The sequence below is a fragment of the Neisseria sp. HMSC064E01 genome (genome assembly GCF_001808875.1).
GTDB classification, from domain to species: Bacteria; Pseudomonadota; Gammaproteobacteria; order Burkholderiales; family Neisseriaceae; genus Neisseria; species Neisseria sicca_A.
On the sequence record NZ_KV794946.1, the window covers coordinates 35,239 to 57,490 of the forward strand.

21 protein-coding genes are annotated in these 22,252 nt (G+C 54.5%); 11 read left to right on the forward strand and 10 right to left on the reverse strand.

Annotated features, from left to right (window positions below; translation table 11 throughout):
* The first annotated feature begins 390 nt into the window (after positions 1-390).
* A complete protein-coding gene (locus HMPREF2572_RS08755; protein ID WP_070497791.1) occupies positions 391-1,890 on the forward strand; it encodes a DNA recombination protein RmuC in 1,500 nt (499 codons plus the stop codon).
* Between the two features lie 220 nt (positions 1,891-2,110).
* On the opposite strand, the gene msrAB is transcribed toward HMPREF2572_RS08755, so the two are convergent.
* A complete protein-coding gene (gene msrAB / locus HMPREF2572_RS08760) occupies positions 2,111-3,679 on the reverse strand; it encodes a bifunctional peptide-methionine (S)-S-oxide reductase MsrA/peptide-methionine (R)-S-oxide reductase MsrB (RefSeq protein WP_070497793.1) in 1,569 nt (522 codons plus the stop codon).
* Between the two features lie 395 nt (positions 3,680-4,074).
* Between msrAB and aldA the strand changes: the two genes are divergently transcribed.
* Entirely contained in the window at positions 4,075-5,517 is a 1,443-nt protein-coding gene (gene aldA / locus HMPREF2572_RS08765) for an aldehyde dehydrogenase (protein ID WP_070497796.1), read from the forward strand.
* A 97-nt stretch (positions 5,518-5,614) separates the two neighbouring features.
* Here aldA and HMPREF2572_RS08770 read toward each other — a convergent pair whose 3' ends face one another.
* Entirely contained in the window at positions 5,615-6,553 is a 939-nt protein-coding gene (locus tag HMPREF2572_RS08770; RefSeq protein ID WP_070497798.1) for an ABC transporter ATP-binding protein, read from the reverse strand.
* A gap of 82 nt (positions 6,554-6,635) precedes the next feature.
* Positions 6,636-7,514 carry an NUDIX hydrolase gene (locus tag HMPREF2572_RS08775; RefSeq protein ID WP_070497800.1) on the reverse strand — a complete coding sequence of 293 codons (879 nt, stop codon included), beginning with the start codon at positions 7,512-7,514 and terminating at the stop codon, positions 6,636-6,638.
* A gap of 160 nt (positions 7,515-7,674) precedes the next feature.
* Here HMPREF2572_RS08775 and HMPREF2572_RS08780 point away from each other — a divergent pair, with 160 nt between their 5' ends.
* From HMPREF2572_RS08780 to HMPREF2572_RS08800, 5 genes are all read left to right on the forward strand, one after another.
* The gene (locus HMPREF2572_RS08780; protein ID WP_070497802.1) at positions 7,675-8,271 is read left to right on the forward strand and encodes a beta-class carbonic anhydrase; all 597 of its coding nucleotides are present in this window, start codon (positions 7,675-7,677) and stop codon (positions 8,269-8,271) included.
* A gap of 55 nt (positions 8,272-8,326) precedes the next feature.
* The gene (gene nadD, locus HMPREF2572_RS08785) at positions 8,327-8,938 is read left to right on the forward strand and encodes a nicotinate-nucleotide adenylyltransferase (protein ID WP_070497805.1); all 612 of its coding nucleotides are present in this window, start codon (positions 8,327-8,329) and stop codon (positions 8,936-8,938) included.
* A 67-nt stretch (positions 8,939-9,005) separates the two neighbouring features.
* Positions 9,006-9,392, forward strand: coding sequence for a ribosome silencing factor (rsfS, locus tag HMPREF2572_RS08790; protein WP_070497807.1), 387 nt, complete (start codon positions 9,006-9,008; stop codon positions 9,390-9,392).
* 387 nt (positions 9,393-9,779) lie between these two features.
* On the forward strand, positions 9,780-10,250 hold the full coding sequence (gene rlmH, locus HMPREF2572_RS08795; protein WP_016687125.1) for a 23S rRNA (pseudouridine(1915)-N(3))-methyltransferase RlmH: 471 nt from the start codon (positions 9,780-9,782) through the stop codon (positions 10,248-10,250).
* A 310-nt stretch (positions 10,251-10,560) separates the two neighbouring features.
* Positions 10,561-11,013, forward strand: coding sequence for a type IV pilin protein (locus tag HMPREF2572_RS08800; RefSeq protein ID WP_070497809.1), 453 nt, complete (start codon positions 10,561-10,563; stop codon positions 11,011-11,013).
* Positions 11,014-11,089: 76 nt separating this feature from the next.
* Here HMPREF2572_RS08800 and HMPREF2572_RS08805 read toward each other — a convergent pair whose 3' ends face one another.
* Entirely contained in the window at positions 11,090-11,695 is a 606-nt protein-coding gene (locus tag HMPREF2572_RS08805; protein ID WP_070497811.1) for a nitroreductase family protein, read from the reverse strand.
* 96 nt (positions 11,696-11,791) lie between these two features.
* Positions 11,792-12,193 (reverse strand): DoxX family protein, encoded by a 402-nt coding sequence (locus tag HMPREF2572_RS08810; protein ID WP_070497813.1) that lies wholly within the window; start codon positions 12,191-12,193, stop codon positions 11,792-11,794.
* 123 nt (positions 12,194-12,316) lie between these two features.
* Here HMPREF2572_RS08810 and HMPREF2572_RS08815 point away from each other — a divergent pair, with 123 nt between their 5' ends.
* Entirely contained in the window at positions 12,317-13,213 is an 897-nt protein-coding gene (locus HMPREF2572_RS08815) for a LysR family transcriptional regulator (protein WP_070497815.1), read from the forward strand.
* Between the two features lie 75 nt (positions 13,214-13,288).
* Here the strand turns inward: HMPREF2572_RS08815 and HMPREF2572_RS08820 are convergent, their stop codons facing one another.
* From HMPREF2572_RS08820 to HMPREF2572_RS08840, 5 genes are all read right to left on the reverse strand, one after another.
* On the reverse strand, positions 13,289-13,720 hold the full coding sequence (locus tag HMPREF2572_RS08820; protein WP_003743313.1) for a plastocyanin/azurin family copper-binding protein: 432 nt from the start codon (positions 13,718-13,720) through the stop codon (positions 13,289-13,291).
* A gap of 231 nt (positions 13,721-13,951) precedes the next feature.
* Positions 13,952-14,719 (reverse strand): ABC transporter ATP-binding protein, encoded by a 768-nt coding sequence (locus tag HMPREF2572_RS08825; RefSeq protein ID WP_070497817.1) that lies wholly within the window; start codon positions 14,717-14,719, stop codon positions 13,952-13,954.
* Positions 14,720-14,731: 12 nt separating this feature from the next.
* Entirely contained in the window at positions 14,732-15,955 is a 1,224-nt protein-coding gene (locus HMPREF2572_RS08830; protein ID WP_070497819.1) for an ABC transporter substrate-binding protein, read from the reverse strand.
* 70 nt (positions 15,956-16,025) lie between these two features.
* Positions 16,026-17,072: a FecCD family ABC transporter permease gene (locus tag HMPREF2572_RS08835; RefSeq protein WP_070497821.1), complete on the reverse strand. Its 1,047-nt coding sequence runs from the start codon at positions 17,070-17,072 to the stop codon at positions 16,026-16,028.
* A 524-nt stretch (positions 17,073-17,596) separates the two neighbouring features.
* Complete coding sequence (locus HMPREF2572_RS08840) at positions 17,597-18,712, reverse strand: ABC transporter substrate-binding protein (protein ID WP_070497823.1); 1,116 nt, start codon at positions 18,710-18,712, stop codon at positions 17,597-17,599.
* 258 nt (positions 18,713-18,970) lie between these two features.
* Here HMPREF2572_RS08840 and HMPREF2572_RS08845 point away from each other — a divergent pair, with 258 nt between their 5' ends.
* The 3 genes from HMPREF2572_RS08845 (at position 18,971) to HMPREF2572_RS08860 (ending at position 22,138) form a co-directional block, all read left to right on the forward strand.
* Complete coding sequence (locus tag HMPREF2572_RS08845; RefSeq protein ID WP_070497826.1) at positions 18,971-19,801, forward strand: ATP-grasp domain-containing protein; 831 nt, start codon at positions 18,971-18,973, stop codon at positions 19,799-19,801.
* A 707-nt stretch (positions 19,802-20,508) separates the two neighbouring features.
* Positions 20,509-21,177, forward strand: coding sequence for a phosphatase PAP2 family protein (locus HMPREF2572_RS08855; RefSeq protein ID WP_070497830.1), 669 nt, complete (start codon positions 20,509-20,511; stop codon positions 21,175-21,177).
* Entirely contained in the window at positions 21,170-22,138 is a 969-nt protein-coding gene (locus tag HMPREF2572_RS08860; RefSeq protein WP_070497832.1) for a YheT family hydrolase, read from the forward strand. Before HMPREF2572_RS08855 ends, HMPREF2572_RS08860 begins: the two co-directional genes overlap by 8 nt.
* The last annotated feature ends 114 nt before the right edge of the window (positions 22,139-22,252 follow it).

Here is a 22,252-nt window from a genome sequence, read left to right on the forward strand (position 1 = left end):
CCGTACTGGTTTAAAGTTAATCCACTATAAATCTCTCATCCGACGTTGCAGCATTGTTCCGCTTTGCCCAAAGTGAGCGGTTTTCCAAGCTGCCGGCGGTAAAAGCTCTGTTTGGGCGCAGCGAAACGTGCAACACTTGTTTTCAGGTTTTCAGACGACCTGTTTGTGTTTATGGGTTGGCAGGGTCGTCTGAAAAGGCTTTCTGTTTCGACGCTACCGTTTTTGCACCAATCACATCGGTGCTGTACCACGTTTACACTCTGCGTTCTGAAATCCGCTGCTCGACATCGTTTATCAGCCATTCCGCCCCATCCTACTCAAGCGCGCAGCGAGCTTGTCCTGCAAACATGCTATATTGCCGTTTTTGCTTTTTCCGTTTTCAGACGACCTATGAATGTCCCGCTCCTCCTGACCGCCGCGCTTGCCTTTTTGTCCGGCGCGCTCATCACTTGGCTGTTCGCCCGCAACAAGGCGCAGACGCAGCAGTTTGCCCTGATGCAATCGCTTGCCGAGTGCCGCCAGCATCTTGAATTTGCCGAACAAAATCAGGCGCAAACCGCCGCCGAGCTTGCCGATGCGCGCTATCACGTCCAAGATTTGCAGGGCGAGTTGCAGGAATTGGGCAACCGTTTCGCCGCCGCCGAACGCCAAATCGGTTACCTCCAAGAGCGCGAACTGGAAGCAGGTCGTCTGAAACAAGATTACGCCGAGCTTCAGGAAAACGCGCACAACCTGCACATCCGCAACGAACGCCTCCACATCCAGCTCGAACAGGAACGCCTCGCCGCCGACGAAAAACTCAAGCTGCTGACCGAAGCCCGTCAAAGCTTGGGCGACCAGTTCCAAAATCTCGCCAACACCATTTTGGAAGAGAAAAGCCGCCGCTTTACCGAGCAAAACCGCGACCACCTCAGCCAACTGCTCACCCCGCTCAACGAATGCATCCACGGCTTCAGCGAGCTGGTTCAGCAAACTTATGAAAAAGAAGCGCGCGAAAGGCTGACCCTCGAAAACGAACTCAAACGCCTGCAAACCCTCAACACCCAACTGCACAGCGACGCCAAAGCCCTCACCGACGCGCTCACCGGCACGCAAAACAAAACCCAAGGCAACTGGGGCGAGATGATTTTAGAAAGCGTTTTGGAACATTCCGGCCTGCAAAAAGGGCGTGAATACACCGTCCAAGCCGCCGCCGTCCGCCAAGAAGAAGACGGCGCGCGCCGCCTCCAGCCCGACGTCCTCGTCAACCTGCCCGAAGGCAAACAAATCGTCATCGATTCCAAAGTCTCGCTGACCGCCTACGTCCGCTACACCCAAGCCGCCGACGCCGAAACCACCGAGCGCGAACTCGCCGCCCACGTCGCCAGCATCCGCGCCCACATCCGCAGCCTGTCGCAAAAAGACTATACCGACCTCGAAGGCGTGCGCACGCTGGACTTCGTGTTTATGTTCATCCCCGTCGAACCCGCCTACCTGCTCGCCCTGCAACACGATGCCGCCCTGTTCCAAGAATGTTTCGACAAGCGCATCATGCCGGTCGGCCCGAGTACGCTGCTCGCCACCCTGCGCACCGTCGCCCACATCTGGCGCAACGAACAGCAAAACCAAAACGCCCTTGCCATCGCGGCTGAAGGCGGTAGGCTTTACGACAAATTCACAGGCTTCGTCCAAACGCTTGAGGGCGTCGGCAAAAACATCGACCAAGCGCAAAACCAGTTCCAACAAGCCTTCAAGCAGCTCTCGCAGGGCAAGGGCAATTTGGTCAGCCGCGCTGAAAAACTGCGCGCGTTGGGCGTGAAAACCACCAAACGCCTGCAACGCGATTTGGCGGAAACCGCCCAAGAATCCGCTTTGCAGGATCAAGGTTTGCAGGAAGGGGAAGAAGATTGACGGATTGTCCGTCGTCGGGTTTCAGACGACGTATCAAAGACAAAAAGGGCGCATCATGCGCCTTTTTTTATAGTGTCCGTCCTGATGTCTTTTGAGACAAAGTTATCGCTGAGATAAAGCTGAGATAAAGCTGAGATAAAAAGGTCGTCTGAAAAACAGCGGGGCAAGCCATTCATGCCCGACCCTCTGTTTTCAGACGACCTTTCGTGTTATCGCGCCTTTATTTCACTTTGCCTTTCAACGCGCCGTAGCCTGCCGCATCCATTTGTTCCAACGGGATGAATTTCAAACTTGCGCCGTTGATGCAGTAGCGCAGACCGCCTTTGTCTTGCGGGCCGTCGGCAAAGACGTGTCCCAAGTGCGAATCGGCAGCATGGCTGCGGACTTCGGTGCGGCGCATGTTGTAGCTGAAATCGTCGTGTTCGGTAACGGCGGCGGCGTTAATCGGGCGGGTGAAGCTCGGCCAGCCGCAGCCGGAATCGAATTTGTCGGCGGAGCTGAACAGGGGTTCGCCGCTGACGACGTCCACATAAATGCCGGGTTTGAACAGATGGTCGTATTCGTGGCTGAAGGCGTATTCGGTCGCGCTTTTTTGGGTAACTTGGTATTGCTCTTCGGTCAGGATGCGTTTGAGTTCGGCATCGCTGGGTTTTTTATACGTTGCCGCGTCGAAACCTTTGCCTTGCGGGGCGGCTTTGGTTTTGCCCGGCAGCGGTTCGTCGGCTTTGCGGATGTCGATGTGGCAGTAGCCGTTGGGGTTTTTAATCAGGTAGTCCTGATGGTATTCCTCGGCGTCGTAGAAGTTTTTCAGCGGCTCGTTTTCGACGACGAGGGGCTGTTTGTATTTTTGCTGCTCGCGTTCGAGGGCGGCGGCGATGACGGCTTTTTCGGCGGGATCGGTGTAGTACACGCCGCTGCGGTATTGCGTGCCGGTGTCGTTGCCTTGTTTGTTGAGGCTGGTCGGGTCAACGACGCGGAAATAGTATTGCAGGATATCGTCGAGACTGAGTTTGTCGGCATCGTAGGTGACTTTGACGGTCTCGGCATGGCCCGTATCACGGTAGGATACGTCTTCGTAGCTCGGATTTTTCGTTTTGCCGTTGGCGTAGCCGGATACGGCGTCAACCACGCCGTCGATGCGTTGGAAATAGGCTTCCAAGCCCCAGAAGCAGCCGCCGGCGAGGTAGATGGTGCGCGTGTTCATGATTTTTGAATCCTTTTTCTGTGTGTCGGGTTTGTAGAACGCGTTTTTCAGACGACCCAAATCGGCATTCGGGTCGCGGATTAACGCCAATGCCTGCGCTTCGTTGATGCTGCCTTTGACGATGCGCTGTACGTCGCCGTCTTTACCGATTAACGCCCACGAGGGGTAAACGCTGATATTCAGGCTTTGGGCGATGGTGCCGCCGTTGTCGGTGACGACGGGCAGCTTGGGATAGTTCAAACCGGCATACCATTTTTGAAAGTCGCCGTCTTTTTTCTCGTGCAGAAAGCCCGGAGAGGCGACGGTAATCAGGTTGGCGGAGCTGAACCGCTTGTCCTGCGCCCATTTTTCGGTCTGCCCCAATTCGGACAAACACAAAGGACACCAGCTCGCCCAGAATTTAATCAGGGTCGGTTTGTCTTTTTTCAAGTAAACACCGGCGGGGCGGTTGTCCGCGGTTTTCAAAGTGGACAAAGTGTGCGGCACGGTCGCGGCTTCGGCATCGGCGATTTTGGGCGAACAGGCACCCAGCGCAAACAGGCAGCCGAACTTGGCGCAAAGGGAAAGGAAGGTACGGGGTTTCATCTCTATGTTTCCTGTGTGGACGGTTTGTTTAGTTAGACGTTGGGGATGCCCAAACCTTACAGCTTTGCACATAAAAAAGCAAAAGGTCGTCTGAAAACAAACGTCCATATTATAGTGGATTAAATTTAAATCAGGACAAGGCGACGAAGCCGCAGATAGTACAGATAGAGACCTTTGCAAAATTCCCCAAAATCCAGATAGTACGGAACCATTCACTTGGGTGCTTCAGCACCTTAGAGAATCGTTCTCTTTGAGCTTAAGGCGAGGCAACGCTGTACTGGTTTAAAGTTAATCCACTATATTAAATTTGCATTTTCAAACAGCATTTCCATTGCAGCGGCGGCATAAAAGGCATACACTGACTACACACGACTACAACGACAGGAGAACTTGAAATGAAACAATTGGCCATGTACATCAACGGACGCTTTGAAAATGATTTCAACGGCGAATGGCGCGACGTATTGAACCCTTCCACCGAAGAAACCATCGCCCGCGAACCCAAAGGCGGCAAAGCGGACGTTGACCGCGCCGTAGCGGCGGCGCGTGCAGCGCAACCGGCATGGGAGCGGCTGCCTGCGGTCGAACGCGGCGCATATTTGCGCAAAATCGCCCAAGGCATACGCGAACGCGCCGACGAGCTGACCGACACCATCGTTGCCGAAGGCGGCAAAACCAAAGACTTGGCGCGCGTGGAAGTCATGTTCACCGCCGACTATCTCGATTACCAAGCCGAATGGGCGCGCCGTTACGAAGGTGAAATCATCCAAAGCGACCGCCCGCGCGAAAACATTTTATTGTTCAAACGTCCGCTGGGCGTCGTGGCAGGCATCCTGCCGTGGAACTTCCCCTTCTTCCTGATTGCCCGCAAAATGGGCCCTGCATTGGTAACGGGCAACACCATCGTCGTCAAACCCAGCAGCGTGACCCCGATCAACTGCCACATCTTCGCCGAAATCGTCGATGCCGTCGGATTGCCCGCAGGCGTGTTCAACGTGGTGAACGGTTCCGGCGCGGAAATCGGCAATGCCTTGTCCGCCCATCCGCAAGTCGATATGGTCAGCCTGACCGGCTCCGTTGAAGCAGGCCGCCAAGTGATGGAAGCCGCTTCCGCCAACATCACCAAAGTCTCATTGGAACTCGGCGGCAAAGCACCTGCCATCGTTTTGAAAGACGCGGATTTGGACTTGGCGGTGAAATCCATCTTGGCTTCGCGCGTCGGCAACACCGGTCAAATCTGCAACTGCGCCGAGCGCGTCTATGTCCACAGCAGCCTGAAAGACGCGTTCATTGAAAAAATGACCGCCGCCATGAAAGGCGTGCGCTACGGCAATCCTGCCGAAGCCGAAGCAGGCGCGTTGGAAATGGGTCCGCTGATTGAAGAGCGCGCCGTCAAAGCCGTTGCCGAAAAAGTGGAACGCGCCGTCAAACAAGGTGCAACGCTGGTATGCGGCGGTAAACGCGCCGAAGGACGCGGCTATTTCTTCGAGCCGACCCTGCTGACCGACACCGACAACAACATGGACATCATGAAGGAAGAAACCTTCGGCCCCGTCCTGCCCGTTTCCACTTTCGACACGCTCGACCAAGTCATCGCCTTGGCAAACGACTGCGAATTTGGTCTGACCAGCTCTGTTTACACTACCAACCTGAACGAAGCCTTCTACGTCACCCGCCGCCTGCAATTCGGCGAAACCTACATCAACCGCGAAAACTTCGAAGCCATGCAAGGCTTCCACGCGGGCTGGAAAAAATCCGGCATCGGCGGCGCGGACGGCAAACACGGTTTGGAAGAATATCTGCAAACCCAAGTCGTTTATCTGGAAACCAATATTTGATAACGCCTTGATGTGTTGACATAAAAGGTCGTCTGAAAATTTTCAGACGACCTTTTTCTATGTTCGGACGCAACGGATTAAGGCGGGACACAAAACATCATCGCGATGATTCAAACCAAACGATTTGTTCTTTATCGATATGTATCGGCACGGTATCGCCGACAGGTAAGTGTCCGGCGGGTAACAGGGTGGTCAGTTCGCCGTATTCGGGGTGGGCGAAAGTCAGGCGCAGGCTGTCGGGCAGGGGGGTGAGGGACAGGATGTGGCAGGGTGTGCCTTGCGGGTCGGGGCGGATGGCGTGCGTAGGGATGTGGCGCGTATCGTCGGTGTTGGGCAGCCCGAGCAGGCGGGCGGCTTGGGCGTTGGCAGGGCGGCGGAAGAGTTCGGCGGGCGTGCCGTATTGGAGGATGCGCCCTTCGTGCATGAGGGCGATATGGTCTGCCAGCGCGGCGGCTTCTTCGGGGGAATGGGTCACGAGGACGGCGGGGATGTTTTGACGGCGGATGCTCTCGTCGGTCAGGCGGTAGAGGTTGTGGCGCAGGTGGGTGTCGAGGCTGGAGAAGGCTTCGTCCAAGAGGAGCAGGGACGGTTTGATAATCAGGGCGCGGGCGAGGGCGAGGCGTTGCTGTTCGCCGCCGGAGAGGCTGCCGGGTTTGCGGCGGGCTTCGTTTTCCAAACCGATGTCGCGCAGCGCCTGCATGGTTTGTGCTTCGATTTCGGCTTTGGGCAGGTGGCGCATTTTGAGTCCGAAGCCGACGTTTTCTTGGGCGGTCAAGTGCGGGAACAGGGCGTAGTCTTGAAACATCAGCGAGACGTTGCGTTTTTCGGGCGGGACGGCGGTGATGTCCTGCCCGTCCAGCCAGACTTCGCCGCTGTCGGGCTTGACGATGCCTGCGATGATTTTGAGCAGGGTGGATTTGCCGCAGCCGGAGCGTCCGAGGACGGCGAGGGTTTCGCCTGCGGATACGGTCAGGCTGATGCGGTCGGCGACGGTTTTGCTGTCGAAGCGTTTGCAGATGTCAGTAAGTCGGAGCATGGGTTTCAGACGACCTTTTCGGGAATCGGGAAAGGAAAACGGCGGGGCGTTAATGGTTTTGTACTGTTTTATTTTTCGGCGTTCAGCGGCAAAGGCTTTCCAGCCAAAGGCTTAGCGGATGCTGCCTGTCGAGCACGCCGTATCGTTTGAGGGCTTCGAGGGTAACGAGCTGGGCATCGTGCATCATGGTTTGGGACAACATGGTTTCGATGAGTTGCGAAACGTTCATCAATTCAAACCCTGCGACTTCGCCGTCTTGGTTTTCGGGGCGGACGGTTTCGGGCAGGACGATGTCGAAGATGTGCAGGATTTCGTTGTGGATGCCGCGCGAGACAGGACGCAGGCTGTGGATTCGGGCGGCGGCTCGGAGGTTGCCGAGGGCGGGCGGCATCAGTCCGGCTTCTTCTTCGCTTTCGCGGCAGACGGCTTCAAACGGGGTTTCGCCGCTGGCAATGCCGCCGCCGACGAGGTTGTCGAGTTTGTCGGGATCGACGGCTTTGTGTGGGCTGCGGCGGCCTATCCAAAAATGCCAGCCGCCGTCGGTTTGCACCAGTCCGTTGAGGTGGACGGCTTGGCTCATGAGTCCGAACGGGCGGAAGGCGGCGCGTTCCAACGCAAAGAGAACCTTGCCCGCGTCGTCGCACACGTCAAACTTTTCGTCGCGCCAGCCGTGCAGCAGTCCGAGGCTTTTCCATTCGTGCGCCAAATGCTGCAAACTGTCGCCCATCGCCAGCCAGTTGTCCGTTTGCAGGTAGAGGTCGTCTGAAACTTCAGAAAGCCTTTCCTGCCAGTCTTGTTTGATCCGTTCGCGCCAAAACGGATTCAGACGACCCAACGCCAGCCCGTTCAGATAGAGCGTGCTCCAGTCGTCCGAGGCACCGTAACTTGCCCGCGCCCAATCGTAGAGCGCGTCGTGGGTGCGGCGGTCGAGCGTTTCGGAAAAACAAGGGCGCGAAGACATGGCTGCTCCTCAATCCAATCAATACATAATCATAAAGCGGATTGTATCTGCTCCGCTTCAATTTGCAACCGATTCTATCCACAGCCGGACGGCACACTCTGCAAAGCCAAACCGCCCGAAAACCGCTATAATCGTCCCATTCTGTCGGAGGTCCAACACCATGAGCGAATTGAGCGAAATTCTCGCCTATAACCAAAATTTTGTCGAATCGGGCGAATACGAAAAATATTTCACTGACAAATATCCTGGCCGCGAACTGGCCATCCTGTCCTGCATGGACGCGCGCATCATCGAGCTGCTGCCCGACGCGCTCGGACTGAAAAACGGCGACGCCAAGCTCATCAAAAACGCCGGCGCAGTCGTTACCCATCCTTGGGGTTCCGTCATGCGCAGCCTTCTGGTCGCCGTGTTCGAACTCAAAGTCAAAGAAATCATGGTCATCGCCCACCACGACTGCGGCATGAAGGGGCTGAACGCCGCTGGTTTCCTTGAAAAAGTACACGAAAGCGACATCCCCGACGACCGCATCGAAACCCTGCGCAACGCCGGCATCGACCTCGACGACTGGCTGACCGGTTTCGAAAACGTAGAAGACAGCGTCCGCCACACCGTCAAAGTCATCCGCAACCACCCGCTCATGCCCGCCGACATCGCCGTCCACGGACTCGTCATCCATCCGACCACCGGCAAACTCACCCTCATCGTCGACGGCAGTCCCGAAGCAAAAAGCCTTTCAGACGACCCCGCCAACCCATAAACCTGATAGGTCGTCTGAAACCCAAACAGAGCGCACACCACACCCAAGGACACCCATGAAAAACATCGGACTTTTCGGCGGCACCTTCGACCCCATCCACAACGGCCACCTCCACATCGCCCGCGCCTTCGCCGACGAAATCGGACTCGACACCGTCGTCTTCCTGCCCGCAGGCGACCCCTACCACAAAGACCCGTCCCGCGCCCCCGCCCAAGACCGCCTCATCATGACCGAACTGGCCATCGCTGACGACCCCCGCTTCGCCGCCAGCGACTGCGACATCGTCCGCGACGGCGCGACGTACACCTTCGACACCGTCCAAATCTTCCGCCAACAATTCCCCGCCGCCCAACTTTGGTGGCTCATGGGCAGCGACAGCCTCATGAAACTGCACACTTGGAAAAAATGGCAGACCCTCGTGCGCCAAACCCACATCGCCGTCGCCATGCGCCAAGGCGACAACCTCAACCAAACCCCGCGCGAACTCCACGCCTGGCTGGGCGAAGCCCTCCAAAACGGCAGCGTCCGCATCCTCAACGCCCCCCTGCACAACACCTCCTCCACCCAAATCCGCCAAACCCTCCAAAGCGGCAGACTTTCAGACGACCTCCCGCCCCAAGTCGCCCTCTACATCCGCGAACACAAACTGTACCAAAGCGGAAAATAGCGTAAATTCATACAGATAAGTTATAATACCGTCCAAACCCCATTTCATTCCCACCATTAGGAAAACAATGAACGAACAAGAACTGCAAGACCTGCAAAAAATGGTCGAAACCGCCGTCGAAGCCCTCGAAGACATCAAAGCCAAAGACATCTCCGTCCTCGAAACCCAAGAAAAAACCTCACTGTTCTCCCGCATGATCATCGCCAGCGGCGACAGCACCCGCCAAGTCAAAGCCCTCGCCAATAACGTCGCCGTCAGCCTCAAAGAAGCCGGCTTCGAAATCCTCAGCACCGAAGGCGACAGCGGCGAATGGACGCTTGTTGACGCAGGCGACCTCGTCGTCCACATCATGCTGCCCGCCGTCCGCGACTTTTACGACATCGACACCCTCTGGGGTGGCGAAAAACCCAGCTTCCACGCCGGAGCGCAAAAACCCTGGCACGCCGCCGACTAAGCAGCCATCCCAAGCCGTCTGTGTATACAGACGGCTTTATTGCGTACGCCGAATCCTATCTTTGCCCAAACCGAAATTTTCAGACGACCCCTTGACCGAACAATATAGTGGATTAACAAAAATCAGGACAAGGCCGACGAAGCCGCAGATAGTACAGATAGAGACCTTTGCAAAATTCCCCAAAATCCAGATAGTACGGAACCATTCACTTGGGTGCTTCAGCACCTTAGAGAATCGTTCTCTTTGAGCTTAAGGCGAGGCAACGCCGTACTGGTTTAAAGTTAATCCACTATAAAAATATCGGCTTCAAGAATCCCGTTTCACCATCATTCAAACCAAAAGGTCGTCTGAAACCTTTCAGACGACCCCATCCGACCAAGGAAACCCATGAACATCACCGTCCTCGCCGTCGGCACCAAAATGCCCCGCTGGGTGGACGAAGCCGTCGGCGAATACGCCAAACGCTTCGGACGCGACGTCGCCTACACCCTCAAAGAAATCAAACCCGAAAAACGCGGCGCAGGCGTCAACGCCGCACAAGGTATGGCGGCGGAAGAAAAACGCATCCTCGAAGCCATCCCGCAAGGCGCGTTCCTCGTCGTCCTCGACGAACGCGGCAAAGCCCCGACCTCCGTCGAGCTGGCGGAACACCTCAAAAGCTGGCAGCAAAACGGCGAACACGTCTGCTTCGTCATCGGCGGCGCCGACGGCATGACAGACCGCCTCAAACAACAAGCCCGCATGATGATGCGCCTCTCCAGCCTCACCCTCCCGCACGGCATGGTGCGCGTCCTGCTGACCGAACAGCTCTACCGCGCCGTCTCCATCCTCCACAACCATCCCTACCACCGCGAATAGCAAAACGTATCCGCAGGCAGGCTTCGCGCACGCAAACCGATTGAATCGGGCGCAGGCAGGTATGTTGCAAAGTCAATACATTAAGAAATAGTAAACTAAGAAATATTTAGATATTGTTTGAATGCCCGCCATAAGGACGATAAGATACCGACCTCATTTGATAAGGGATTGATTCAGAAACCGTTCGGGCTTGCCGTAGGAAACCTCGCCGTATGGTTTCGAAGTGAGCCACGATAAAACATCAATCCCCATTTTTATCTCACAACAATAAACATCAAATTATTCGGTTTATGTTTCGAAAGGGGGCGGAATGAAGGAAATTCAGCGGGGATTTTCTTTGTCTCAATTGGTTTTCACCATCATGATGGTAGGGATTTTGGCGGCGATTGCCTACCCGTCTTACCAAAAATATGTCGCAGATACCAAGTTGCAGGAAGTTCGGGCAGCCATGCTGGAAAACGCCCAATTTATGGAGCGTTTCTATCAAAAAAACGGAAGTTTCAAACAAAGTTCCACCCAATGGCCGGATTTGCCGATTAAGGAAATCGGCGATTTTTGCATCAAGGTGCAAGGCGACGCCAAAGGCACGCCGGACGGGCGGTTTACCCTGAAGGCAGTGGCGCGGTCGGATCAAAATCCCAAGGTATTGAAGATCAACGAAAGCTTTGTCACGGTATCGTGTGAAACGACCGAAAGTACCTGCGAAGACAAAACGCAGCATTTCGCCAATACGGACAAATCCTGCAAAATCTTTGAGTCTTGATAGACGTCTCGACAGCAAAAAGGTCGTCTGAAACCGAAGTTGGTTTTCAGACGACCTTTTTCTCTTTGACGGGCAATTATGCGCCGAACACTTTCAAACGGTTTTCCACTGGTTCGAAAGCTTTTTCAGCGGCAGGCGCTTCGATGCCGCCGATGACCATTTGCGCGCGCAAAAGCCAGCTTTCGGGCAGGTTCCACTCTTTGGCGATGGCGGCGTCGGGCAGCGGGTTGTAGTGTTGCAGGTTCGCGCCCACGCCGGCGGCGGCAAGCGTCGTCCAGACGGCATATTGCGTCATCGCGTTCGCATGGTCCGCCCAAACGGGGAAGTTGGCGGCATAAGAAGGGAACTGCTCTTGCAGGCCTTTGACGACGTTTTGGTCTTCGAAGAACAAAATGGTCGCCGCGCCTGCTTTGAACAGGTTTAATTTTTGCGCGGTCGGCTCGAATTGTTCGGCAGGCACGATGGCGCGCAATGCGTCTTCAACGAATTGCCACACTTTGCCGTGTTCTTCGCCGAAGAGGACGACGACGCGGGTGGATTGCGAGTTGAAGGAAGAAGGTGTGTGCAAAACGGCATGTTTGACGATTTCGCTGATTTCTTCGTTGCTGATGGGCAGGTTTTTGTTCAGCGCGTAAATGGAACGGCGGGTTTCGGCCGCTTGTTGTAAGGTTTGATAAGTCATTTTGTTTTTCCTTTGATTGATGTTTAATCGGTTGGCGGGTTTGGAAATCTATTCGTAAAACCCGCTTTGCTTGTTTTCAGACGACCTTTGGGTCTATCAGGATTTGTTTTTGCCGAACAGGTTGTCCAATGCCAATGAGCCGCCGCCGGCTGCTGCGAGATAGAGGAACACGAAGCAGAACAATACTGCCGATTCGCCGCCGTTGGCAAGCGGGAACAGCGCCGAACCTTGGGAGGCGTGTGCCATGAAATAGGCAACCGCCATCTGACCGGACAGGATGAAGGCGGCGGGACGGGTGAACAGTCCGAGAATCAACAGGATGCCGCCGGCGATTTCCAAAATGCCTGCCACCAACATCAAGCCTTCGGGCGAGCCGCTGCCCATGGATGTCGGGAAGCCGAAGAATTTCGACGTACCGTGCAGGAGGAAGAGGTAGGCGGTTACGATACGCAAAACGGACAATAAAATGGGTTGGATACGGGCGCAGGTTGCAGACATGGGGTTCTCCTTATCAAAAATGCGGGGGTTAAATGAAAACTAATCTTATCTGTGCAGTATAGATAATTACTGCCGGTAGATATATACTTCTTTTATTGATACAACGTTTCCCTAAAAGAAAACATGGATACCCTGTTCAGCCTCAAAGTTTTCCGCCAAGTCGTCCAAAGCGGCAGCTTCACCCGCGCCGCCGAGCAGCTTGATATTTCCACCGCGATGGCGAGCAAACACGTCAGCCATCTGGAAAATTCGATTAAGGCCAAGCTGCTGCACCGCAACAGCCGCAACCTCCACCTGACCGAAGCAGGCGAAGAATACTACCGCCAATGCAGCTACGCGCTCGACACGCTCGACACCGCCGCGCAAAAGGCGGCAGGCGGGGCGGACACGCCGCAGGGCATGTTGCGCGTGACCATGCCGCTCTGGTTTGCGGGCAATTTAATCGGCACTTGGCTGGCGGAATACCGCGAACGCTATCCCGAAGTCACGCTCGATTTGGTGCTCGACAACCGCCACGTCGATTTGATTGCCGAAGGCTTCGACCTCGTCTTGCGCGTGGCAAAAACCCTGTCGCCCTCGCTTATCGTCAAGCCGCTGGCGCAAATCCAATTCGTCCTACTTGCCTCGCCTGAGTATCTGGCAAAACACGGCAAACCACAAACGCCCGAAGAGGTCATGCGCCATCCCGCCATCCTGCCGACCTACACCGACCAGCGCAATTTGGAAATCACCCATCGGGAAACGGGCGAAAAAAGTATTCTGACGCTCAATCCGGTGATTCAAAGCGACAATACGCTGATGATACGCGAATTGGTCAGGGCGGGTGCGGGCATCGCCTATCAGCCGCTGTGGTCCGCCAGACAGGATTTGAAGGAAGGCAGGTTGGTCAGCCTGCTGCCGGAATATCGGGTACGGACCGAGCAATTAAACGCGGTTTATGTGGACAGGGCGTTTTTGAGCGCGAAGGTGCGCAGTTTTATCGATTTCCTGAACGAGAAGATTTCGGCGGAAGGGGAATGAGGTCATCGTCTAAAACTAAAGAGGTCGTCTGAAAACGGAAAACGGTTTCAGACGACCTTTTGTTTGTGCGGCGGTTTATTTGACCTGCTGCATGTATTTTTTCAGACGCCCCTTGCTCTGCATGGCGCGGTTTTCCAGTTCGTCCACGACGGCTTGCGCTTTGGCTTTGTTCACCGGTTTGCCGACCTGAATCACGCCGCTCATGTTCATCATGCGGTGCGGCGGGCAGGTATAGACGTACACGCCTTCTTTGTCGAGTTTGAGGGTGAAGTCTTTGCCGTCTTCGGACAGGAAGTCGGCAACGCCGTCGGGCAGGGCTTTGCTTTGCACCCAGTGGCCTTTGTTGGCGGCTTTGAAGGTTACGGTGTCGCCGACTTTGGCGTTGACGTAGCCGGGTTCGAACACCATGCTGCCGTCTTTGCCGTTGTCGAGCATTTTGACTTCGTGGTTGGCGGCATATGCGCCGAGGGAAGCGGTCAGCATGAGGAGGAAGAGGGATTTTTTCATGGGGGGAGTCCTTTCTAAGGATAAAAAATATGGGGCGGGCTGATGAGTCGGAGAGGCAAGCCCTGGGCTTACCGCCCTCTCCCTAACCCTCTGCCGCGGGAGAGGGGATAAGTTGCAGGGAGTTCGCAGGCCGGATGCTCAAATCCGACATTTCAGGAGCGGATTGTTGATTGTCAACCATCGTCATTCCCGCGCAGGCGGGAATCCATTGGAATAATGGCGGCGGTTAAGTTACGCACTCTGCCGCATCGGGCGGATAACGGGCAGGCCTTTGCTGTCGTATAAAAGTTCGATGTCCACTTTATACAGCCTGCCTATCATGTCCGCCTGCAACACGTCCTGCGGCGCGCCCTGCGCCTGTACTTTGCCTTCGCCGAGCAGAATCACGCCGTCTGAAAACTGCGCGGCGAGGCTCAAATCGTGCAACACCATCAGCGTAACCAGATTGTGTTCGTGCGTGTATTGCACCACGCGTTCTAAAAGATTGAGTTGATGGTGCATATCCAGCGCGCTGACCGGTTCGTCCAGCATCAGGATTTCGGGACGGCGCAGCATGACTTGGGCAAACATCACGAGCTGCCGCTGTCCGCCGGAAAGCCGCATGACGTCGCGGTGCGCCAGATGGCCGATGCCCAGCTCCGCCATGATACTTGCGGCTTCGTGCAGCAGTTCGTCGCCGACGTGCATGTGCAGCGCGTCCATGCGGCCGAGCAACACGACTTCCAGCGCGGTCAGCGAGGCTTCGGCGGCGGTGTCCTGCGGCATATAGCCTATGCGTTTGCGCCAGCTTTGCAGGTGGATTTTGCTCAACGTTTCGTCGCCGTAGCGGATGGTGCCTTTGTGCGCCACTTCGCCGAAAATCGTTTTCATCAGCGAGGATTTGCCCGTACCGTTCGGGCCGAGCACGGAATAGACTTTGCCTTGTTCCAGCGTCAAATCGATACTGTCGGCGACCACATAATCGCCGCGTCGGATATGTACGTTTTCCAGTCGGAGCATTTTGGACGACCTTTAAGCAAAGAGGGCGGCAAACCAGTTTTTAATACGTTGCCATAGTGACGGTTCGGCGACGGTTTCGGCTGATGCTGCAACAGTGTCGGCAGCCGCTTGTTTGTGGCAGTCTTCCAAACCGTCGCAACCCAAACGGATAAAGAAAGTACCCTGCGGCTCGACCGGCAGGTATTTACGGTGGAATTCACGGTAGGTCTCTTCCGGATTCACATCGGCAAAGGCTTCGGGATACAACGCTTTGGCGATAAATTGGGCGGATGCCAAATCGGAAAGCGAACGCGAAGCAGTATGGTAAATGCCGAACACACGGCCGTTTCGGACAGCGGGAATTTCCGCCCAACCGGCACGCCGGATGAAACCCTGTAAGCGTTTTTGCGCTTCGGCGGCTTCGATGCCGATGCCCATCGCCATTGCCGCCGGCTGCTTCAGTCCGGCTTCGGTGCCGGAAATAATCACAACGTCGGGCTTGGCGGCAAGAAACTGCTCGGGATTAATCGCCCCCCAGTCTTTGATGAAGGCTGCGGCAATATTGTCGCCGCCCACTGTATCGGCAATCGCACCCCACATATTTTTGCCGAAAGTAAAGCTATGTTCGGCAGGACCCTTGTCTCCGAACTCGATATAGATTTTCGGCTTGGGCTTGCCCGCTTCGGCCACGCGTTTTTGAATGTCGGCTATGCCTTGGGCGTATTCGCCGGCAATCTGCCCTGCACGCTCCGGCGTACCGGCGATTTCGCCGAAAAGTTTGGCACTGGCGGTATGGCGTTCGACCGTTTGCGCATTGAAATCGACCACAACCACCGGAATGCCGGCTTTTTCGAAACGCGGCATTTCTTCTTTCAACGCGTCATACTGCCAATCCGCCAACACCACCACATCGGGTTTCATTGCCAAGGTTTTCTCAAACGAAAATGTACCGGCGTTCACATTGCCGATGTCGCCGATGTTTTGCAGCGAAGGGATTTTGGCGCGGTAGAGCGACCAACTGCCGGAGTTGAATTTCTCCCAAAATTCGCGCGAAATACCGACCACATTGTCAAATTTATCGACACCGGATACGGCAATATAATCAGGATAATAAAAGCCCAGCACCACACGTTTGGCAGGCACATCGACCCGCACTTCGCGCCCGCGTACGTCGGTAAGCGTTTTCACTTCGGCACAAACACCCTGCACGGCAAGACTGAACAAGGCAGCGGTTAAAATACGGCAAATAGGTTTCATTGGTTCTCTCTGTAAAATAAAAAAACAGTTTCAGACGACCCCGTCGCAACAAAAGACCGTCCGAAAAAACTTACCGCTTGGACAATACAATCCAAAAGAAAAACGGTACGCCGACAAACGCGGTAACAATCCCCACCGGAAACAGCGCACCCGGGATAATCACCTTGGACAACACGCTGGCCACCGATAAAAACGCCGCCCCCGTCAGCATCGCGCCGGGTAGGAAGAAACGTTGGTCTTCGCCCAAAAGAATCCGCGCCACATGCGGCGCGACCAGTCCGATAAAGCCGATCACGCCGACGAAACTGATTGCCGTCGCCGTCATCACCGCCACCAATACCAGCGTTTTCAGGCGTAAAAGTTGCAGATTGATACCCAGTCCGACGGCGCGTTCTTCGCCCAAGCGCAGCGCGGTCAGCTTCCACACATCGCGTGAAAGCAGCAGCACGCACACCGCCGTAACCGCCGCCGTAACGATGACCGTTTCCCAAGTTGCTTTGTTCAAACTGCCAAACAGCCAGAACAGAATCTGCTGCGAAATCTCAGGCGCGGCGATAAACTGAATCAGCGACAGAATCGACTGAAACAGAAACAAAAGCGCAATCCCAACCAACACCAGCATCGCCGAATTGAAGCGGCGCGCCGAGGCAAACAAAAACAAGATGCCCGAAGCCAGCATGGTCATCACAAACGCACCAATGGGAACGGCGATCGTTTCAGGCAGCCCGAAACCGCCGAACGCAATCACTACCGACGCGCCCAAACCTGCCGCCGCCGCCAAACCCAGCGTATAAGGGCTGGCCATCGGATTGTTCAACAGCGTCTGAATCTCCGCCCCGCCGACACCCAAAGCTGCACCGACCACCAGCGCCATCACCGCAATCGGCAGGCGCAAATCCATCACAATCAGGCGGTTCATTTCATCGACTTCGGGTTTGCCCAGCAAAACATTGACCACTTCGCCGACAGGCAGCGTGTCCGTCATCGCCGGGCCGGTGGCGATGTCGAATAGAAAACTGACCGATGCGATGATTAAAAACATCAAAACAATCAACCAACGCTTGCCTTCCAACTTGCGCTGGTTTTTCACAATCTCGGCGACAACCGAATCATTCATTTTTCAAACCTTTGAAATTAAGGAACAAGGCCGGACATCCATGCCCGACAATCTCTTTTGTCTGTATCCGTTTTGAAGGGTAATTTTTTGAAAATCGGGATAACGGCGTTCCAAACGGCTTTACCCTCTCCCTAGCCCTCTCCCATGGGGAGAGGGAATCGGATAACTGAAATTCAACTATTGTTGCGATTCCCTGCAATTTGTTCTCTTTCCCACGGAGAGAGGAAATCGGATGACTGAAATCCAACCATTGTTGTGATTCCCTGCAATTTGTTCCCTCTCCCCGTGGGAGAGGGCTAGGGAGAGGGCAAAAACAGTCAAACCCACCTGAAGCTCCCTATTCGGTACGACGGAAATTCGTAGCGAGGGCTTCACTCACGAAAACAGGAAAACCCATACCGTTTGCCATCATTTCTGCAAACGTTATCCATCGGCAAAGCTCACGCTACGGTTCTGTACAAAACCCACACTGCTTTCAGACGACCTTTCGCATAAAAAGGTCGTCTGAAATCCGCAAACCAGCCTTATTGCCCTTTCGGATACAGATAGAACGTACCGTTCGGCACGACAGGCAGGTTTTGGCGGTAGAAGTCGGTATAAGTTTTCTCAGGATTGAAGTCTTTGAACAACTGCGGATAAATCGCTTTGGCCATAAATTGAATCGATGCGCCGTCGGAGAGTGTGCGCGAGTTGGCGTGATAGGCGGCGTAGAGGCGGTTGTTTTTAATCGCAGGCAGGTTCGCCCAGCCGGCGCGTTTGGCAAAACCGGCCAAGCGTTTTTCCGCTTCGGCTTTCGGAATGCCCCAGCCCATTACCATAGCGGTCGGGCTTTTCTTCAATTCGGTTTCGCGGCCGGTAATCACGATCACGTCGGGTTTGGCGGCGAGGACTTTTTCAGGATTGATCGAGCCGTAGAACTCGACCGAAGAAGCGGAGATATTGTTGCCGCCGACCAGCGTCGCCATCGAACCCCACATGCTCTTGCCGAAGGTTACGCTGTGTTCCGCAGGGCCTTTGTTGCCGAACTCGACATACACTTTAGGCTTGGGCAGGTTGGCTTTTTTCACGCGCGCTTGGATGGTGTCGGCGATGCGTTTGTAGTCTGCCGCTAATTTGTCTGCCTTTTGCTGCTGGCCGGTCAGCGTGCCGATAAGTTTGGTTGATTGAATGTGTTTGGCGACCGTTTGCGCGTTGTAGTCCAATACCACAATCGGAATGCCCGCTTTGTTGATGCGGGCAAGGTCGGAACCCAAAGCCTTGTACTGCCAGTCTGCCAAAATCAGCAAATCGGGTTTCAATGCCAAGACTTTTTCAACGGAGAACGTGCCGACTTCCACCTCGCCCACATCGGCAAGCTGGTTCAACTTAGGCACGGCTTTGCTGAATGCCGCCCAGCTCGGCGGCGCCCAGTCGGCCCAAACCGCTTTGGAGAAGCCGACCACATTATTCAGCGCGTCTTTACCGCCGATGGCCATGTAGTCTTGATAATAAAAACCCAAAACCACGCGTTTGGCGGGCAGGTCGACGGTTACTTTGCGGCCGTTGACATCGGTAATTTGAACCGGTTTGGCATGAGCGGCGGCAGTGCCGAATGCCAATGCGGCGGCGAGGGCAAGGGAAGAGAAGCGCGAAAGTTTCATTAGAGTAAAATCCTTGTAATAAATAATGTTATATATAATTTGCATATGAATAAGAATCTTTATTATTTATATGCGAGACTAATGGATTTAAAATAAACGGAAAAGTTCCGTTATTCAGGGAAGTTTTTATTGCAAGCGTGATGGTGTTTATTGTTCAGAAGACGCCTGCCGTTTGCCCAATAAAAGGTCGTCTGAAACATCAAACAAAGACATAACCCCTTGTCAATATTCTGCCATTTCATTTTTCGAAAGTCCGCCATGCTGACAATTACCACCTGCCTCGCCTATCCCGAGCCGCCGACCAACCTGCTGCCGCTGGCGGATGCACTGACGCACGACAACATCCCCACCGCCTTCGCGCCCTGGCAAGACCGCCCGAAATCCGCCTTCATCCTGCCTTTGTGTGCATGGGATTATGCGGCGGAGCCTGAAGCGTTTGGGCAGTGGCTGACCGAAGCGGAAGCGTACGGGCAAAGGTTTATCAACCCCGTCGGGCTGATGTGTTGGAACATGGACAAACGTTATTTGTGCGATTTGGCAGAATGGGGGGCGGACGTGATTCCGAGCATGCAGACGTCGTCTGAAAAAGAAAAATTGGAAGACATTTTAAAAAATCGGGGCTGGCGGGAAGCGGTCGTCAAACCCGTTATCGGGCAGAGCGGGCGCGGCGTGGCGAAAATCAGGGCGGGAGAAGTGTCGTTGAAGGCGGAGGATTATCCGCAAGGCGTCATCGTCCAGCCTTATATCCGCGAAATCGAAACGGCGGGCGAAACCTCGCTGGTGTTTTTTGACGGGCATTTCAGCCATGCCGTACTGCGTATGCCGCCCCAAGGCGAATGGCGCGCCAATTCCGCCTACGGAGTCGCCGTCAGCCCTGCCGCGCCGCCGAAAAAAGCAATCGAAACCGCACGGCAGATATTGGACATGCTGCCTGAAATACCGGCATACGCCCGCATAGACGGGACGCTGATTGGCGAAAGATTACTGCTCAACGAATTGGAACTGATCGAACCCGCCCTTTACCTGCATACCACTGAAAACGCGGTTGCCCATATGGCGCAGGCGGTGAAGCGTGTTATCAAGCGTTGACAATAAATAAAGGACTCATGCAAAAAAGATCGTCTGAAAACAAAGGTAGCGGGTTTAAACCGTGCTATGCTTGTTTTCAGACGACCTTTTTAGAAAACCGACTGCGTTCGGCAGCCAACCTTTGATCGGCATTACAATTTAGGCTCCACCATCCAGACTGCGGCGAGTGTGACGATGGATGCCAAACTGATGATCATGATTAAATTTAAAAACAAAATTGACATATAGCCTCCGAAATGTTTGCTGTTGTGTTTATTATTGATACTGCCGTTCGGTATCATGGCGTACCGTAAGGCAGTTAGCGGCTTTACGCGGATACCCTTTTATAGTGGATTAACTTTAAACCAGTACGGCATTGCCTCGCCTTAGCTCAAAGAGAACGATTCTCTAAGGTGCTTAAAGCACCAAGTGAATCGGTTCCGTACTATCTGTACTATCTGCGGCTTCATCGCCTTGTCCTGATGTACTATCTGCGGCTTCGTCGCCTTGTCCTGATTTAAAGTTAATCCACTATATTGAACCGCTTTGCCGGACGGGTAGAATAGCATTGTCAGAATAGTCACTTGGTTTATTTACCTAATTTATCAAAGAGAAAAAAACAATAATTATCAACAATTAATAAAAAGCACTATCAATTTCGGATGTTTTTTATCAAACATGGCTCATTAACAGGAAAACCTTTCCAAATCTATATTTTTATTTGATTTATGCATAATTTTCATATCCGTTTCCGCCGTGTGGCGCTCATAACCGGTGTGGTATTTTTGCCTTTGGCGGTATTGATTGCCGTCCGTTTGCACACACACGGCGGTTTTGAATTTGAAGAACCTTTGATGATGTGGGTTCACCATAACATCGGCGAAGGCTTTTTCCCTATTGCCACTGTTTTGCATTATTTGGGCAAAACCGCCATCGCCGTGCCTCTAATCGGCATCGCGGCTTGGTGGCTGTATCGGGTCGGCAACCGTCGCGGCGCATTGTTTTGCGTTTCCGCCGCCTTGATACCGACGCTGAATATGCTGCTGATTAAAAATTGGTTTGAGCGACCGCGACCGCTATTTTGGCCGCGTATGATTGAAGAGACCAACTTTTCGTTTCCCAGCGGACACAGTACATTTTCCGCCGCCATTGCCGTTATGATGATTATGTTGTGCCGTGAGACGCCCTATCGGCGTGTCGCGTGGCTGATCGGCATTGCCTTTGCCCTGAGTACCGGTTTTTCGCGCGTTTATTTGGGTGTGCATTACCCGACCGACGTTTGGGCGGGATGGACAAACGGCACGCTGACCGCGTTGTTGGTTTATTATTTCGTGTTCAGGGGCCGCTATCTTTCAGACGACCCTGCCGTCTCCCAAATATCTTCAGATTATGAATAACTTATCGCCCAATACGCCGTTTTGGCTGCGCAACGGCCACGCCGACACCATCTTTGCCAAATTCCTGCAACGTCCTTCCCCCGCTTACCGGCGCGAGTTGCTGCCCGACAGCACCGGCAAAGCACAAGTTGCCTACGATTTTGTCGACAGCCCCAATCCCGACGCGCCGCTGGTGGTTTTGTTTCACGGCTTGGAAGGCAGCAGCCAGAGCCATTACGCGGTCGAGTTGATGCGCGCGGTACAAGACAAAGGCTGGAATGGCGTGGTCGCCCATTTCCGCAGTTGCGGCGGCATCCCCAATACCGCGCCCGTGTTCTACCACTTGGGCGATACGCCCGAAATCGCCTTTATGCTCGACACGCTTGCCGCACGTTATCCCGTCATTTATGCGGCAGGCGTTTCACTCGGCGGCAATGCCTTGGCAAAATATTTGGGCGAACAAGGCAGCAATGCGTTGCCCCGCGCCGCCGCCGTCATTTCCGCGCCGGTCGATGCGACGCTGGCGGGTACGCGCTTTGACAAAGGCATGTCGCGCCTGTTATATACCCGTTATTTTTTGAACTCGTTGCTGCCCAAAGCCCGCAACGTCGCCGGTTTGCAGCATGTCCATTCCGACCGCGATGCGGCTGCCCTGTTGAAGCAATGCAAAACGCTGGGCGATTTCGACGATACGTTTACCGCGCCGCTGCACGGTTTTGCCGACCGTTTCGACTATTACCGCCGCGCCTCGTGCAAACCTTGGCTCAAAAAGGTCACGAGTCCCTTGCTGCTGCTCAACGCCATCAACGATCCCTTCCTGCCGCCCGAAGCCCTGCCGAATGCGGACGAAGTGTCTCCGTCCGTCACGCTTTTGCAGCCCGAACACGGCGGACACGTCGGTTTCGTCAGCCGCGACGGGGGTCGTCTGAATCTGCAATGGCTGCCGCAAACGGTATTGTCTTATTTCGCACAATTTGAATAGCGTTTCCGCACGGCTGTCGGCGTTGCGTTGAGACAAGCAGTTGAAACAAACAAAAGGTCGTCTGAAAACCTATATTTCAGGTTTTCAGACGACCTTTTTATAGTGGATTAACTT

Bases quoted from the DNA above. Each gene is read 5' to 3' on its own strand.
- HMPREF2572_RS08755 (WP_070497791.1), top strand. From the start codon at position 391: ATGAATGTCCCGCTCCTCCTGACCGCCGCGCTTGCCTTTTTGTCCGGC.
- msrAB (WP_070497793.1), bottom strand. From the start codon at position 3,679: ATGAAACCCCGTACCTTCCTTTCCCTTTGCGCCAAGTTCGGCTGCCTG.
- aldA (WP_070497796.1), top strand. From the start codon at position 4,075: ATGAAACAATTGGCCATGTACATCAACGGACGCTTTGAAAATGATTTC.
- HMPREF2572_RS08770 (WP_070497798.1), bottom strand. From the start codon at position 6,553: ATGCTCCGACTTACTGACATCTGCAAACGCTTCGACAGCAAAACCGTC.
- HMPREF2572_RS08775 (WP_070497800.1), bottom strand. From the start codon at position 7,514: ATGTCTTCGCGCCCTTGTTTTTCCGAAACGCTCGACCGCCGCACCCAC.
- HMPREF2572_RS08780 (WP_070497802.1), top strand. From the start codon at position 7,675: ATGAGCGAATTGAGCGAAATTCTCGCCTATAACCAAAATTTTGTCGAA.
- nadD (WP_070497805.1), top strand. From the start codon at position 8,327: ATGAAAAACATCGGACTTTTCGGCGGCACCTTCGACCCCATCCACAAC.
- rsfS (WP_070497807.1), top strand. From the start codon at position 9,006: ATGAACGAACAAGAACTGCAAGACCTGCAAAAAATGGTCGAAACCGCC.
- rlmH (WP_016687125.1), top strand. From the start codon at position 9,780: ATGAACATCACCGTCCTCGCCGTCGGCACCAAAATGCCCCGCTGGGTG.
- HMPREF2572_RS08800 (WP_070497809.1), top strand. From the start codon at position 10,561: ATGAAGGAAATTCAGCGGGGATTTTCTTTGTCTCAATTGGTTTTCACC.
- HMPREF2572_RS08805 (WP_070497811.1), bottom strand. From the start codon at position 11,695: ATGACTTATCAAACCTTACAACAAGCGGCCGAAACCCGCCGTTCCATT.
- HMPREF2572_RS08810 (WP_070497813.1), bottom strand. From the start codon at position 12,193: ATGTCTGCAACCTGCGCCCGTATCCAACCCATTTTATTGTCCGTTTTG.
- HMPREF2572_RS08815 (WP_070497815.1), top strand. From the start codon at position 12,317: ATGGATACCCTGTTCAGCCTCAAAGTTTTCCGCCAAGTCGTCCAAAGC.
- HMPREF2572_RS08820 (WP_003743313.1), bottom strand. From the start codon at position 13,720: ATGAAAAAATCCCTCTTCCTCCTCATGCTGACCGCTTCCCTCGGCGCA.
- HMPREF2572_RS08825 (WP_070497817.1), bottom strand. From the start codon at position 14,719: ATGCTCCGACTGGAAAACGTACATATCCGACGCGGCGATTATGTGGTC.
- HMPREF2572_RS08830 (WP_070497819.1), bottom strand. From the start codon at position 15,955: ATGAAACCTATTTGCCGTATTTTAACCGCTGCCTTGTTCAGTCTTGCC.
- HMPREF2572_RS08835 (WP_070497821.1), bottom strand. From the start codon at position 17,072: ATGAATGATTCGGTTGTCGCCGAGATTGTGAAAAACCAGCGCAAGTTG.
- HMPREF2572_RS08840 (WP_070497823.1), bottom strand. From the start codon at position 18,712: ATGAAACTTTCGCGCTTCTCTTCCCTTGCCCTCGCCGCCGCATTGGCA.
- HMPREF2572_RS08845 (WP_070497826.1), top strand. From the start codon at position 18,971: ATGCTGACAATTACCACCTGCCTCGCCTATCCCGAGCCGCCGACCAAC.
- HMPREF2572_RS08855 (WP_070497830.1), top strand. From the start codon at position 20,509: ATGCATAATTTTCATATCCGTTTCCGCCGTGTGGCGCTCATAACCGGT.
- HMPREF2572_RS08860 (WP_070497832.1), top strand. From the start codon at position 21,170: ATGAATAACTTATCGCCCAATACGCCGTTTTGGCTGCGCAACGGCCAC.